The sequence below is a fragment of the Streptococcus sp. oral taxon 061 genome (assembly GCF_964211575.1).
In the GTDB taxonomy this organism is placed as follows: domain Bacteria; phylum Bacillota; class Bacilli; order Lactobacillales; family Streptococcaceae; genus Streptococcus.
The window spans coordinates 1-11,839 of the sequence record NZ_CAXOQQ010000013.1; the positions used below are offsets into that span (position 1 = coordinate 1).

The 11,839-nt window shown below is 40.1% G+C and carries 13 protein-coding genes; 10 read left to right on the forward strand and 3 right to left on the reverse strand.

Going from position 1 to position 11,839, the window contains the following annotated elements; translation table 11 throughout:
• The 3 genes from AB8E63_RS08490 to AB8E63_RS08500 all read left to right on the forward strand — a co-directional run.
• Nucleotides 1-258 (forward strand): LPXTG cell wall anchor domain-containing protein (locus tag AB8E63_RS08490; RefSeq protein WP_368910821.1); only part of this gene is annotated, 258 nt, incomplete at its 5' end.
• Nucleotides 259-404: 146 nt separating this feature from the next.
• The gene (locus AB8E63_RS08495; RefSeq protein ID WP_368910822.1) at nucleotides 405-971 is read left to right on the forward strand and encodes a sugar O-acetyltransferase; all 567 of its coding nucleotides are present in this window, start codon (nucleotides 405-407) and stop codon (nucleotides 969-971) included.
• Nucleotides 972-1,124: 153 nt separating this feature from the next.
• Entirely contained in the window at nucleotides 1,125-2,342 is a 1,218-nt protein-coding gene (locus AB8E63_RS08500; protein ID WP_368910823.1) for a carbohydrate-binding domain-containing protein, read from the forward strand.
• 62 nt (nucleotides 2,343-2,404) lie between these two features.
• Here AB8E63_RS08500 and AB8E63_RS08505 read toward each other — a convergent pair whose 3' ends face one another.
• The 3 genes from AB8E63_RS08505 to AB8E63_RS08515 form a co-directional block, all read right to left on the reverse strand.
• Nucleotides 2,405-2,608, reverse strand: a complete 204-nt coding sequence (locus tag AB8E63_RS08505; RefSeq protein WP_049503389.1) for a CsbD family protein — start codon at nucleotides 2,606-2,608, stop codon at nucleotides 2,405-2,407.
• Nucleotides 2,609-2,725: 117 nt separating this feature from the next.
• Entirely contained in the window at nucleotides 2,726-3,358 is a 633-nt protein-coding gene (locus AB8E63_RS08510; protein WP_368910825.1) for a DUF421 domain-containing protein, read from the reverse strand.
• Nucleotides 3,355-3,807: a DUF3290 family protein gene (locus AB8E63_RS08515; protein WP_368910826.1), complete on the reverse strand. Its 453-nt coding sequence runs from the start codon at nucleotides 3,805-3,807 to the stop codon at nucleotides 3,355-3,357. Before AB8E63_RS08515 ends, AB8E63_RS08510 begins: the two co-directional genes overlap by 4 nt.
• A gap of 175 nt (nucleotides 3,808-3,982) precedes the next feature.
• Here AB8E63_RS08515 and AB8E63_RS08520 point away from each other — a divergent pair, with 175 nt between their 5' ends.
• The 7 genes from AB8E63_RS08520 to rpsD all read left to right on the forward strand — a co-directional run bounded on the left by AB8E63_RS08520 (nucleotide 3,983) and on the right by rpsD (nucleotide 11,706).
• Nucleotides 3,983-4,747, forward strand: coding sequence for a nucleoside phosphorylase (locus tag AB8E63_RS08520; protein WP_368910827.1), 765 nt, complete (start codon nucleotides 3,983-3,985; stop codon nucleotides 4,745-4,747).
• A 32-nt stretch (nucleotides 4,748-4,779) separates the two neighbouring features.
• Nucleotides 4,780-6,156 (forward strand): TrkH family potassium uptake protein, encoded by a 1,377-nt coding sequence (locus tag AB8E63_RS08525; protein WP_368910828.1) that lies wholly within the window; start codon nucleotides 4,780-4,782, stop codon nucleotides 6,154-6,156.
• Between the two features lie 13 nt (nucleotides 6,157-6,169).
• Nucleotides 6,170-6,835, forward strand: a complete 666-nt coding sequence (locus tag AB8E63_RS08530) for a TrkA family potassium uptake protein (protein WP_368910830.1) — start codon at nucleotides 6,170-6,172, stop codon at nucleotides 6,833-6,835.
• A 157-nt stretch (nucleotides 6,836-6,992) separates the two neighbouring features.
• The gene (locus AB8E63_RS08535) at nucleotides 6,993-9,080 is read left to right on the forward strand and encodes a fibronectin-binding SSURE repeat-containing protein (protein ID WP_368910831.1); all 2,088 of its coding nucleotides are present in this window, start codon (nucleotides 6,993-6,995) and stop codon (nucleotides 9,078-9,080) included.
• A gap of 80 nt (nucleotides 9,081-9,160) precedes the next feature.
• On the forward strand, nucleotides 9,161-9,859 hold the full coding sequence (locus AB8E63_RS08540) for a response regulator transcription factor (protein ID WP_061428507.1): 699 nt from the start codon (nucleotides 9,161-9,163) through the stop codon (nucleotides 9,857-9,859).
• Nucleotides 9,856-10,890, forward strand: a complete 1,035-nt coding sequence (locus tag AB8E63_RS08545; RefSeq protein ID WP_368910833.1) for a sensor histidine kinase — start codon at nucleotides 9,856-9,858, stop codon at nucleotides 10,888-10,890. The genes AB8E63_RS08540 and AB8E63_RS08545 overlap by 4 nt, the downstream gene beginning before the upstream one ends.
• Nucleotides 10,891-11,094: 204 nt before the next feature.
• On the forward strand, nucleotides 11,095-11,706 hold the full coding sequence (gene rpsD, locus AB8E63_RS08550) for a 30S ribosomal protein S4 (protein WP_004253981.1): 612 nt from the start codon (nucleotides 11,095-11,097) through the stop codon (nucleotides 11,704-11,706).
• The last annotated feature ends 133 nt before the right edge of the window (nucleotides 11,707-11,839 follow it).

The window sequence follows — 11,839 nt, forward strand, 5'->3', positions numbered from 1 at the left end:
GAAAATCCTAAGAAAGACATTCCAGGATACCGCTTCGTAGAGACTAAGAAATTGCCAAATGGTGATACAGTACACATCTACGAAAAAGTTGTAACTCCAGAAAAACCAGAAGCTCCAGTTAAACCAGCTCCAGCTAAGGAAAATGCTCCTCAATTACCAAATACTGGTACTGAAGATCATGCTAGCCTTGCTGCCCTTGGTTTAGTAGGTGTCTTGAGTGGATTTGGACTTATCGCTCGTAAAAAGAAAGAAGACTAATCAACTCTGTAAAGTAGTGAGAAAGTCACCTTTCTAATTAAAAACTAGTACATCCTTGGATGTACTAGTTTTTTTAATCTCTTTGCTGCTTGTCTTAAGGATAGAACTATGCTACAATCTTGTAAAGCAAATAAGGAAGTCAAACCATGAAAAGTGAATATCAAAAAATGATTGCGGGAGAACCTTATCACCCGTTCGATCCAGAACTTCGTGCTCTAGCACAAACAGCACGACAAAAGCAAGCCTCATTTAATGAAGAAGTCGATCCAGTAAAAGGTATGGAAATCATCAAAGGATGGTTTGGCTCAACTGGTGAAAATCTCTATGTCAATACTCGTTTGGTGGTGGATTATGGTGTCAATATTCATTTGGGAGAAAATTTTTATTCCAATTGGAATTTGACCATGCTAGATGTTTGTCCTATTACCATTGGTGACAATGCCATGATTGGTCCTAACTGCCAATTTTTGACACCTCTTCATCCTCTAGACCCAGAAGAACGAAATTCAGGTTTAGAATTTGGGAAACCCATTACGATTGGTAAGAACTTCTGGGCAGGTGGTGGGGTTATTGTCCTTCCAGGCGTTACACTAGGTGATAATGTTGTTGTAGGAGCAGGAGCTGTCATTACTAAATCTTTTGGCGATAATGTAGTTCTGGCAGGCAACCCAGCACGAGTTATCAAAGAAATTCCAGTCAAAGAAGAAAAATAAAAGAACAGCAAAATGCTGTTCTTTTTTGTACCATAAATAATGATTATTAATGAAGTTCGGATGGGGTTAAGAAAACTTTCAGAAAAAATTTATGCTTCTTTTAGGAAAGTCCCGTAGACTAGGATCATGTAAATGAAAGACGAGGAAATGAGTATGAAAGCAAAAAAATGGACATTCCTATTAACGAGTATAGCAACTCTAACACTGGTGACAGCTTGTACCCAGTCAACTTCAAATACAACAGCTAGCAATACCGCAACAACAACGGCATCCACTACAGATGCTAAGAAAACTAGCTATTTCACAGACAAGGACTACGATACTTCCTACGATGAAAAATCTGCATCAACTGTGACGCTGTCTGGATCTACTGCAACTGTTTCTGGTGAAGGAGTTGCTGTGTCAGACTCTACCGTTACCATCTCTAAGTCTGGAACTTATGTGATTTCTGGACAATCTGACGGTATTCAAATCAAGATTGAAGCCGAAAAGACTGATGATGTACATATTGTTCTAAAGGGTGTGACCATGACCAATACCAATGCAGCTATTTCTGCCACATCAGCCGGCCATGTTTACCTAACTCTAGCAGATGGTACAACCAATAGCCTCTCAGATTCAGCTTCTAATAGTGATGAAAAAGCTGATGCAGCCCTCTTCTCTAAAGTGGACTTGACCATCAACGGTAAAGGAACTCTCAATGTAGATGGTAAGAAAAACAATGGTATTAAGGCAAATGATACACTTCACATCACAGGTGGAACCTACAACATCACAGCAGTCGGGGATGCCTTTAATGTCAATGATGAACTCAACATTACCGGCACAACTATGACTATCGATGCCAAGGAAGACGGAGTTAAGGTCGACAATGATGAGGACACATCTGTAGGAACCATGTATCTCTCTGACAATACCATCACTGTTACTGCTGGAGATGATGGTATCCACGCATCAGGTGATTTGGTTATTGATAGTGGTACCTATACCGTTAAGAATTCTACAGAAGGGCTTGAAGGTAAGTCAATCACTATCAACAGTGGAGACATCACCATATACTCAACAGATGATGGTGTCAATGCGGCCAACAAAAATGCCCAACAAAGTGAAATTTTCTTTGCTATGAATGGTGGGAATTTGACGGTTGAAGTTGGTCAGGGGGACACGGATCCAATTGACTCAAATGGTAACATTACTGTTACGGGAGGAACCATCAAAATGACTGGTCAAACTGGTTTTGACTTTGATGGAACAGCGACTTACACAGGCGGAGACATCTATTTCAATGGTGAAAAACAAACTGAGATTGTCAATTCGATACCTGGTGGAGGTGGACCTCAAGGAAATGGAGGCCCTGGTGGACGACCATAAAAGAAAATCTCCTTTCTCGAAAGAGAAGGGAGATTTTCTTATGTTATTAGGACGAAAAAGAATTATTCTCCGTCTTTTTTAAAGATGTTTTTAACGCCAGCTACTGCACCTTCGACAGCTTCTTTTGCATCTTCAGCAACTTCTTTAGCTTTTGAAGCTACCTTTTCTGCAGCTCCTTCTGCTTGAGTTTTTGTATCGCCAGTTAGTTTACCAAAACCTTCTTTAACAGAACCTTTAGCTTGGTTGAATTTTTCTTCGATTGACATGGGGGATACCTCCGTTAATTTTTTGTATTATCTAAATTACATTAGATATTAATTTAAGTATATACCCTTTTATACTAAAAAGCAAAAAACTGATACGAAAAGGATCAGTTTATTTTTTTAATAGGTTACAACATTCAATTGACCTTTATCATATTCAGCGATAAAGATATTTGAGACTTCTTCGAAACCTTCTTCTTTCAATTTCTCAGTTAGCCACTCCTCGGATTTGCCAATTGTTTCTAAGATTTCAACTTGGACAACACCATCTGTAATCACTGGGTACTTAGGATTTTCGTCACCCATTCTTACGACAATCAGCTGTCCATTTTGCTCAATCACAGCTCTCTTGACATCCTTCAATTGGAAGATTCCTTGAGCGCGCAATTTAAGAGCAACATCAGCAGCTGCAAGACCTTTTGAGCGGCAGGTTTCAGGATCTAACTTACCATTTTTAATGATAATAGTTGGTTTCCCGTCAATTAAGTGTTTGAAAAAGGAAATATTGGTATTCAGCCATTTAAGGAGCAGGATGAGAATAGTCCAGATAATGAGGATAACAACGTATTGGATGATGGTAATCGAGCTATTGTAGATAACCCCACCGATAATACCCCCGAGAACAAAGTTCTGGATTTGATCTACTGCAGAACTTGGTGCCAGATTTCCTTTACCTGTTACGTTAATAACGAAAACAAGAGAAAGTAGCCCCAAGGCCAATTTAATTGCAATCGTAGCAAAAAAGCTTATCATTTTTCAACCTCCACGAGTTCTACATCTGTTTTATATAAGTCCATTTTTTCAAGTAAATAGCTATCTGGGTCTGTTCCGCTAATCGCACGATAAAAATTGTCACCTACTTTAATAATCGCCCCATCAGTCACTGCTGATGTGTTGACATAAACATTTTTCTTATCAACACCTAACTCTTTTGATACAATTTCGATGAAGTGTAAGGAACTACGAAATTGATTATCATTGGATTGGCTGTTTTGAAGATTCGTAATGCTAATCAATACAAAAGCAATTAACGTCAAAATAGAAATGAGCGATAATTCACGGAACTTACTCCCTCTTTTATCTTTGAAAGCCTTAAATGCAAAGAATCCAGTCACAATCACTAAGAATGTCGACACAATAATCATGGTCCAATTCTGTTGACTAATCTGACTGAGAACATAGTCATATGAATAGAATTTCATAAGATTTCTCCCTTTTTTAAATTCAATCTATTATAAACTAATTCCTAAGCTATAGCAATTTTATTAGTAGGGAAAAAGCATTTAATTGTTGTTTACTATTTAAGATAAGTTTTTCTCTCATCTTGACTTTCGTTTGGCTTTTGTTATAATAGTACAAATTTAGAGGAGGTGTTCTATGATTCAAAAACACGCTATTCCTATTTTAGAGTTTGATGATAATCCTCAGGCAGTTATCATGCCCAATCATGAAGGCTTGGATTTACAGTTACCAAAGAAGTGCATCTATGCATTTTTGGAAGAAGAGATTGACCGCTATGCTCAGGAAGTAGAAGCAGAGTGCGTTGGTGAGTTTGTTTCTGCCACTAAGACCTACCCGGTTTATGTCATGGACTACAAAGGTGAAAAAGTGTGTCTAGCCCAAGCTCCTGTAGGTTCTGCCCCTGCGGCCCAGTTTATGGATTGGTTGATTAGCTACGGTGTGGAGAAAATCATCTCTACAGGCACTTGTGGCGTGTTGGCGAATATAGAAGAAAATGCCTTTTTGGTTCCAGTCCGAGCCCTGCGTGATGAAGGAACTAGTTACCATTATGCGTCACCTTCTCGTTATATGGATGTACATGTAGAAGCGATTTCTGCCATCGAGCAAGTCTTGGAACAACTAGGCATTCCTTATGAAGAGGTTATGACTTGGTCGACAGATGGTTTTTACCGAGAAACAGCTGAAAAAGTTGCCTATCGTAAGGAAGAAGGCTGTGCTGTTGTGGAGATGGAGTGCTCTGCTCTTGCAGCAGTTGCCCAGCTTCGAGGAGTCGTTTGGGGACAACTTCTGATTACAGCCGACTCTCTAGCGGATTTAGAAAATTATGATAGCCGCGATTGGGGTTCAGAAGCTTTTGACAAGGCCTTAGAACTCTGTCTTGAAATCGTTAGTCATATGTGACTGCTTTAACTGTTTTATGGTACAATGTAACTATGTTATTCAAATTATTTTCGGAAAAAATAAACACGACCTTGGGGCGTTTATCACCTGCTCGTCGAATTTTTTTAAGTTTTGCTTTGGTTATTTTCGCCGGCTCTCTCCTTTTGAGTCTGCCATTTGTGCAAGCAACAAGCTCCCAAGCGACCTATTTCGACCATCTCTTTACAGCAGTATCCATGGTCTGTGTGACAGGACTCTTTACTCAACCAGTAGCCACTACATATAACATCTGGGGTCAGTTAATCTGTATGTTTTTGATCCAGATTGGTGGTTTGGGTCTCATGACCTTTATAGGGGTCTTTTATATCCAAAGTAAGCAAAAGCTCAGCCTACGTAGCCGTGAAACAATTCTGGAGAGCTTTAGTTATGGAGAAACTCAGTCTTTAATGGTTTTCATACGTTCGATTTTCTTGACGACTTTTATCGTTGAAGGACTCGGAGCCTTCCTGTTAAGTTTTCGTTTTGTTCCGGAATTTGGTTGGGGCCGAGGGATTTTTACCTCTATCTTCGTAGCTATTTCAGCTTTCTGTAATGCTGGTTTTGATAATTTTGGAAGTACAAGTTTAGTAGCTTTTCAAACTGATCCTTTGATCAATCTAGTGCTTGCTGCTTTGATCATCACAGGTGGTCTAGGGTTTATGGTTTGGTTTGACCTGGCCACGCAGTTGAGCAAGAAAAAACGTCGGCTTCGCTTCCATACCAAGTTGGTTCTCTTCTTGACAGCTGGAATTTTATTTACTGGAACAGTTTCAACCCTCTTGATAGAGTGGAACAATCCGGGAACGATTGGCAATCTCAGCATCCCTGATAAATTACTAGTCAGTTTTTTCCAAACAGTTAGCATGAGAACGGCGGGTTTTGCTTCTATTGATTACACCCAGGCTCGACCTGTTACCTTGATGATCTATATTTTGCAGATGTTTCTCGGTGGGGCGCCTGGTGGAACAGCCGGGGGGCTTAAAATCACAACCTTCTTTGTATTATTAGTATTTGCACGCAGTGAGCTTTTAGGATTACCCCATGCCAATGTAGCTCGGAGAACAATTTTACCTCGGACAGTCCAAAAATCATTCAGTGTCTTTATTATCTTCTTGCTAACTTTCTTGCTGGGCTTGATCCTGTTAGGGGTAACCGCAGAAGGGAATCCGCGCTTTATCTACATCATGTTCGAGACAATTTCAGCTCTTGCCACGGTCGGAGTGACTGCAAATTTGACACCAGAGTTAGGCAGATTAGCTCTTAGCATTATCATGCTACTGATGTTTATCGGACGAATTGGACCACTGACGCTATTGGTTAGTTTGGCTGAGTATCAACCAGATAAGAAAGATATGATCCACTATATGAAAGCAGATATTACCATAGGATAAGAAAGGATAAACTATGTCAGATCGGACAATTGGGATTTTAGGTTTGGGTATTTTTGGGAGTAGTGTACTTACCGCTCTCGCTCAGCATGATATAAATATTATCGCCATTGACGACCATGAGGATCGAATCAATCAGTTCGAACCAGTCTTGGTACGTGGAGTTGTTGGAGATATAACAGATGAAGAGCTCTTGCTCTCAGCAGGAATTGATACCTGCGATACAGTTGTGGTGGCAACTGGGGAAAATTTAGAATCTAGTGTGCTTGCAGTCATGCATTGCAAGAGTCTAGGAGTACCAACTGTTATTGCTAAGGTTAAAAGCCATACAGCAAAAAAAGTCCTTGAAAAAATTGGTGCAGATTCAGTTATTTCCCCAGAGTATGAGATGGGTCGCTCGTTGGCGCAGACTATTCTGTTTAATAATAGCGTAGATGTCTTTCAGTTGGACAAAAATGTCTCTATTGTCGAGATGAAAATTCCACAATCGTGGTCAGGTAAGAGTCTAAGTGAACTTGATCTTCGCGGACAATACAATCTCAATATTCTTGGTTTTCGTGACTATGAAAATGCTCCCTTGGATGTTCAGTTTGGGCCGGATGATCTATTGAAAGCTGATGGCTATATGATGGCAGTAATCAATAACCAATATTTAGATAATCTAGCACACCTCAATGATTAAAAGAGAAATGACCATTCTTTTTTCTAGTGACTATTGAGTCAATATAAGTATTTTATAAGAAGGATTTAAGAAAAATTTTAACTTTTTCTTAATCCTTTTTAATTTTAGGAGATTATACTAGAGTCATCAAAAAAAAGAAAACTCTAAGGAGAATCCTATGAAATTCAATCCAAATCAGAGATATACTCGTTGGTCTATTCGCCGCCTCAGTGTCGGTGTTGCTTCAGTTGTTGTGGCTAGTGGCTTCTTTGTCCTAGTTGGTCAACCAAGTTCTGCACGTGCTGATGTCGTCAATCCGACTCCTGCCCAAGTCGTGTCAAACGACGCCTCAGTGAGTGAAAAGGGCGACCTATCAGCAGAGGTTCTAGATAAAGCAGTAGATGTAGATCTTTCTTCAGAACAGTCTGTTCCAACACCTCAAGCAAGTGTGGATACGACAAGTTCTTCAGAAAAAGCGGACGAAACTGCTAAAGAGCCAGTAGTAGCACCAAAAGAAGAAGTGCAAGCACAACCTGACTCTAAGAAACCAACAGAAGATGCAGTTAAACCTGTGGAAGATCCTATGTCTACAGCTTCTGGACAAGACCGCGAAGCCAGTGAAGTGCAACCAGCGACCACTCCAGCTGAAGTGCAAAAGGGTGTGGTCGACAACACCAAAGATACAGTAGATGTCCCAGCTAGCTACCTTGACAAAGCCAATTTCCCAGGACCATTTACAGCCGGCGTCAATCAAGTCATTCCATACGAATTCTTCGCTGGTGATGGTATGTTGACCCGCCTTATCTTGAAATCCTCTGATAAGGCTCCATGGTCAGACAATGGCTCAGCTAAAAATCCCGCCCTCCCACCAGTAGAGAAATTGGGCAAAGGTCTCTACTTCTATGAAGTGGATTTAGCTGGCACTCAAGGCAAATCAGATAAAGAGCTACTTGACCTCTTAAAACAAAACGGCACTCAAAGTTATAAAGCTACTATTAAAGTGTACGGTGCGAAAGACGGCAAAGCTGACTTAACAAATCTTGTGGCGACTAAGGATTTGGATGTTAATTTGAATGGCTTGACCACTCCAGTTGAAGTGCAAAAGGGTGTGGCCGACAACACCAAAGATACAGTAGATGTCCCAGCTTCTTACTTGGATAGAGCTAATTTCCCAGGACCATTTACAGCTGGTGTCAACCAAGTCATTCCATATGAGTTCTTTGCTGGTGATGGGATGTTGACTCGCCTTATCTTGAAAGCATCCGATAAGGCTCCATGGTCAGACAACGGAACGGCTAAAAATCCTGCTCTCCCACCAGTAGAGAAATTGGGGAAAGGCCTTTACTTCTATGAAGTGGATTTGGCTGGCACCCAAGGAAAATCAGATAAAGAGCTTCTTGACTTCTTGAAACAAAATGGAACTCAAAGTTATAAAGCTACTATTAAAGTGTACGGTGTGAAAGATGGCAAGGCCGATTTGACTAACCTAGTAGCGACTAAAGATTTGACTGTTAATTTGAATGGCTTGACCACACCAAATCAGGTTAAAGAGTCTGTTGTTAACAATGTCAAAGACATGATTGATGTTCCAGCTAGCTACCTTGATAAGGCTAAGGTTCCTGGACCTTTCTTGGCCGGTGTCAACCAAGTTATTCCATACGAAGCTTTTGGTGGAGATGGTATGTTGACTCGCCTCTTGTTAAAAGCCTCAGACAAAGCCCCTTGGTCAGACAATGGAATGGATAAAAATCCTGCTTTATTGCCACTTGAAGGCTTGGCTAAAGGCCAATATTTCTACGAAGTGGATTTGAATGGCAATACGGTTGGCAAAGATGGTCAGGCCTTGCTGGAGCAACTTCGAGCTAACGGAACCCACACATATCTAGCTACTGTTAAAGTCTATGGCGCTAAAGACGGCAAACCTGATTTGACCAATTTGATTGCTACTCGTCAAGTAACGATTCAGCTTCGTGGAAAAGAAATGGCGACAATACCATCTCAACAAGGTCAGATGAATACGAAGCCTTCTGAAACAGGCTCTACAGGTACGACTGAGGGTATGATGGGTACAAATCACCATATGTCAGATATGAAAGTAGATCAACCAGCTTCTAGCCCAATGGCTAATATGATGAAAAAAGATGATAAAGCGATGCTACCAAATACTGGTGAAGCTCAAACGGCTACAGCTGGACTTGGAATCCTTGGCCTAGCCTTGGCAGGTTTTGTTGGATTATTAGGTTGGAAAACCAAAAGAGAAGATTAAGGTTCAAATCATTTAAACATTAGGAAAAATAGTGTTATACTAAAGCAAGTATAACACTGTTTTTGTCAAAGGAGTGTCAGATGAAAAAGACAATTTTGTTGGTTGATGATGAGATAGATATTCTAGATATTCAAAATCGCTATCTTTTACAGGCAGGTTACGATGTTTTAGTTGCCCATGACGGTAAGGAAGGATTAGAACTTTTTAGAAAAAAATCTATCGATCTCATTATCACAGATATCATGATGCCTAATATGGACGGTTATGATTTCATCAGCGAAGTTCAGTATATTGCCCCTGATCAACCCTTTCTCTTTACAACTGCTAAGACAAGCGAACAGGATAAGATTTATGGATTAAGTTTGGGGGCGGATGATTTTATAGCTAAACCGTTTAGCCCACGGGAATTGGTTTTGAGAGTGAATAATATCTTGCGCCGTCTTAGTCGTGGCGGAGAGACCGAGCAGATTGAGTTTGGTGACTTAGTGATCAACCATGTGACTCATGAGGTTCGCATTGGAGAACAGCCTTTGGAATTGACAGTGAAATCTTTTGAACTTCTATGGATATTAGCCAGCAATCCTGAGAGAGTCTTTTCAAAGACTGAACTTTACGAGAAGGTATGGCAGGAGGACTATGTGGATGATACCAATACACTCAATGTTCATATCCATGCTTTGAGACAAGAGTTGAGTAAGTATACGAATTTAAACACTCCTGCTATCAAAACTGTTTGGGGATTGGGCTATAAGATGGAAAGACCGAGAGGTAAAAAATGAAATTAAAAAGCTATATTTTAGTGGGGTATCTAGTTTCGACTTTACTAACGATTTTGGTCGTTTTCTGGGCAGTCCAACGAATGTTGATTGAGAAAAGTGAAATTTACTTTCTGGTTGGAATGACCTTGATTGCAAGTTTCATTGGCGCTGCAGTGAGCATCTTTCTTTTGTCGCCTGTGTTCTCTTCTCTGAAACATTTGAAAAAACAAGCTCAGAATATAGCTGGCAAAGATTTCAGCACAGAAATTGAAACCAAAGGGCCGATAGAATTTCAAGAGTTAGGCCAGGCTTTTAATGACATGTCCCACAATTTACAAGATACCTTTCAATCACTTGATGAGAGTGAGCAAGAAAAGAGAATGATGATTGCACAGCTCTCTCACGATATTAAAACTCCCATTACCTCCATTCAGGTTACTGTGGAAGGAATTCTAGATGGAGTAATCAAGGAAGAGGAACGAATCCATTACTTAACCACGATTGGTCGCCAAACCGAGCGTTTAAACAAGCTAGTCGAGGAGTTGGATGTTTTAACTCTTAACGCTCAGCCTCAAGATATAGCTGACGAAGAAGACGAAGATGTGTTTTTAGATCAGCTGTTGATTGAGTCGATGAGTGAATTTCAACTTCAGATTGAGCAAGAGGAACGAGATGTCTACATTCAAGTAAAGCCTGAGTCTGCAAAAATCAAGAGTTATTATGACAAACTCTCTCGTATTCTAGTCAATTTGTTAAACAATGCATTTAAATATTCAGAACCTGGAACTAGGATTGAAGTTCTTGCTCAATTAACAGAAGAAGAGCTCACAATAAGTGTGAAAGACGAGGGTCAAGGTATTCTTCCTGAAGATTTGGAAAAAATTTTTAACCGACTTTATCGTGTAGAAACGTCGCGTAATATGAAGACAGGTGGTCATGGATTAGGACTTGCGATTGCACGAGAACTAGCCCATCAACTTGGTGGTGAAATAACAGCAGAAAGCCAGCATGGATTAGGAAGTACGTTTACATTTCATCTTGATTTGAAATGAAACTAAAAAAATTCTCTTTACAAATATAGTATTTCATGGTACAATAGCCTTTGTGTGAAATAGCAGCAGGAAAGCATGAAGCTCGTCAACAGGTGTCTTATAACAAGTAACCATGGCTGTTTAGGCGAAGGGCATCTGCACGAATCAGGGCTTTCTAAGTGACTATTTCCGCCGAAATTATATTTATATTAGGAGGACATACATATGTCACGTTATACAGGACCATCTTGGAAACAAGCTCGTCGCCTTGGCCTTTCACTTACAGGTACAGGTAAAGAATTGGCACGTCGTAACTACGTACCAGGACAACACGGACCAAACAACCGTTCTAAATTGTCAGAATACGGTTTGCAATTGGCTGAAAAACAAAAACTTCGTTTCACTTACGGAGTGGGTGAAAAACAATTCCGTAACTTGTTCGTACAGGCTACAAAAATCAAGGGCGGAATCCTAGGTTTCAACTTCATGCTTCTTTTGGAACGTCGTTTGGATAACGTAGTTTACCGTCTTGGTCTTGCGACTACTCGTCGTCAAGCTCGTCAATTCGTAAACCACGGTCACATCCTTGTTGACGGAAAACGTGTTGATATTCCATCGTACCGCGTAACTCCAGGTCAAGTAATCTCAGTTCGCGAAAAATCATTAAAAGTTCCAGCTATCCTTGAAGCGGTTGAAGCTACTCTTGGACGTCCAGCATTTGTATCATTCGATGCTGAAAAATTGGAAGGTTCATTGACTCGTTTGCCAGAACGTGATGAAATTAACCCAGAAATCAACGAAGCACTTATCGTTGAATTCTACAACAAAATGCTTTAATTTTAAGAAATATCTTACAGAAAGCCTACAACAGTGGGCTTTTTGCTTTGTAAAAAACAAAAAATAAGAAAAATTTATCTCAAGTTCTTGACAAGATTCTAAAAGCAGGTATAATAGAAAGAGTTAAAAAGCT

Excerpts from the sequence above, each read along its gene's own strand:
- AB8E63_RS08495 (WP_368910822.1), top strand. The coding sequence starts at position 405 with ATGAAAAGTGAATATCAAAAAATGATTGCGGGAGAACCTTATCACCCG.
- AB8E63_RS08500 (WP_368910823.1), top strand. The coding sequence starts at position 1,125 with ATGAAAGCAAAAAAATGGACATTCCTATTAACGAGTATAGCAACTCTA.
- AB8E63_RS08505 (WP_049503389.1), bottom strand. The coding sequence starts at position 2,608 with ATGTCAATCGAAGAAAAATTCAACCAAGCTAAAGGTTCTGTTAAAGAA.
- AB8E63_RS08510 (WP_368910825.1), bottom strand. The coding sequence starts at position 3,358 with ATGATAAGCTTTTTTGCTACGATTGCAATTAAATTGGCCTTGGGGCTA.
- AB8E63_RS08515 (WP_368910826.1), bottom strand. The coding sequence starts at position 3,807 with ATGAAATTCTATTCATATGACTATGTTCTCAGTCAGATTAGTCAACAG.
- AB8E63_RS08520 (WP_368910827.1), top strand. The coding sequence starts at position 3,983 with ATGATTCAAAAACACGCTATTCCTATTTTAGAGTTTGATGATAATCCT.
- AB8E63_RS08525 (WP_368910828.1), top strand. The coding sequence starts at position 4,780 with ATGTTATTCAAATTATTTTCGGAAAAAATAAACACGACCTTGGGGCGT.
- AB8E63_RS08530 (WP_368910830.1), top strand. The coding sequence starts at position 6,170 with ATGTCAGATCGGACAATTGGGATTTTAGGTTTGGGTATTTTTGGGAGT.
- AB8E63_RS08535 (WP_368910831.1), top strand. The coding sequence starts at position 6,993 with ATGAAATTCAATCCAAATCAGAGATATACTCGTTGGTCTATTCGCCGC.
- AB8E63_RS08540 (WP_061428507.1), top strand. The coding sequence starts at position 9,161 with ATGAAAAAGACAATTTTGTTGGTTGATGATGAGATAGATATTCTAGAT.
- AB8E63_RS08545 (WP_368910833.1), top strand. The coding sequence starts at position 9,856 with ATGAAATTAAAAAGCTATATTTTAGTGGGGTATCTAGTTTCGACTTTA.
- rpsD (WP_004253981.1), top strand. The coding sequence starts at position 11,095 with ATGTCACGTTATACAGGACCATCTTGGAAACAAGCTCGTCGCCTTGGC.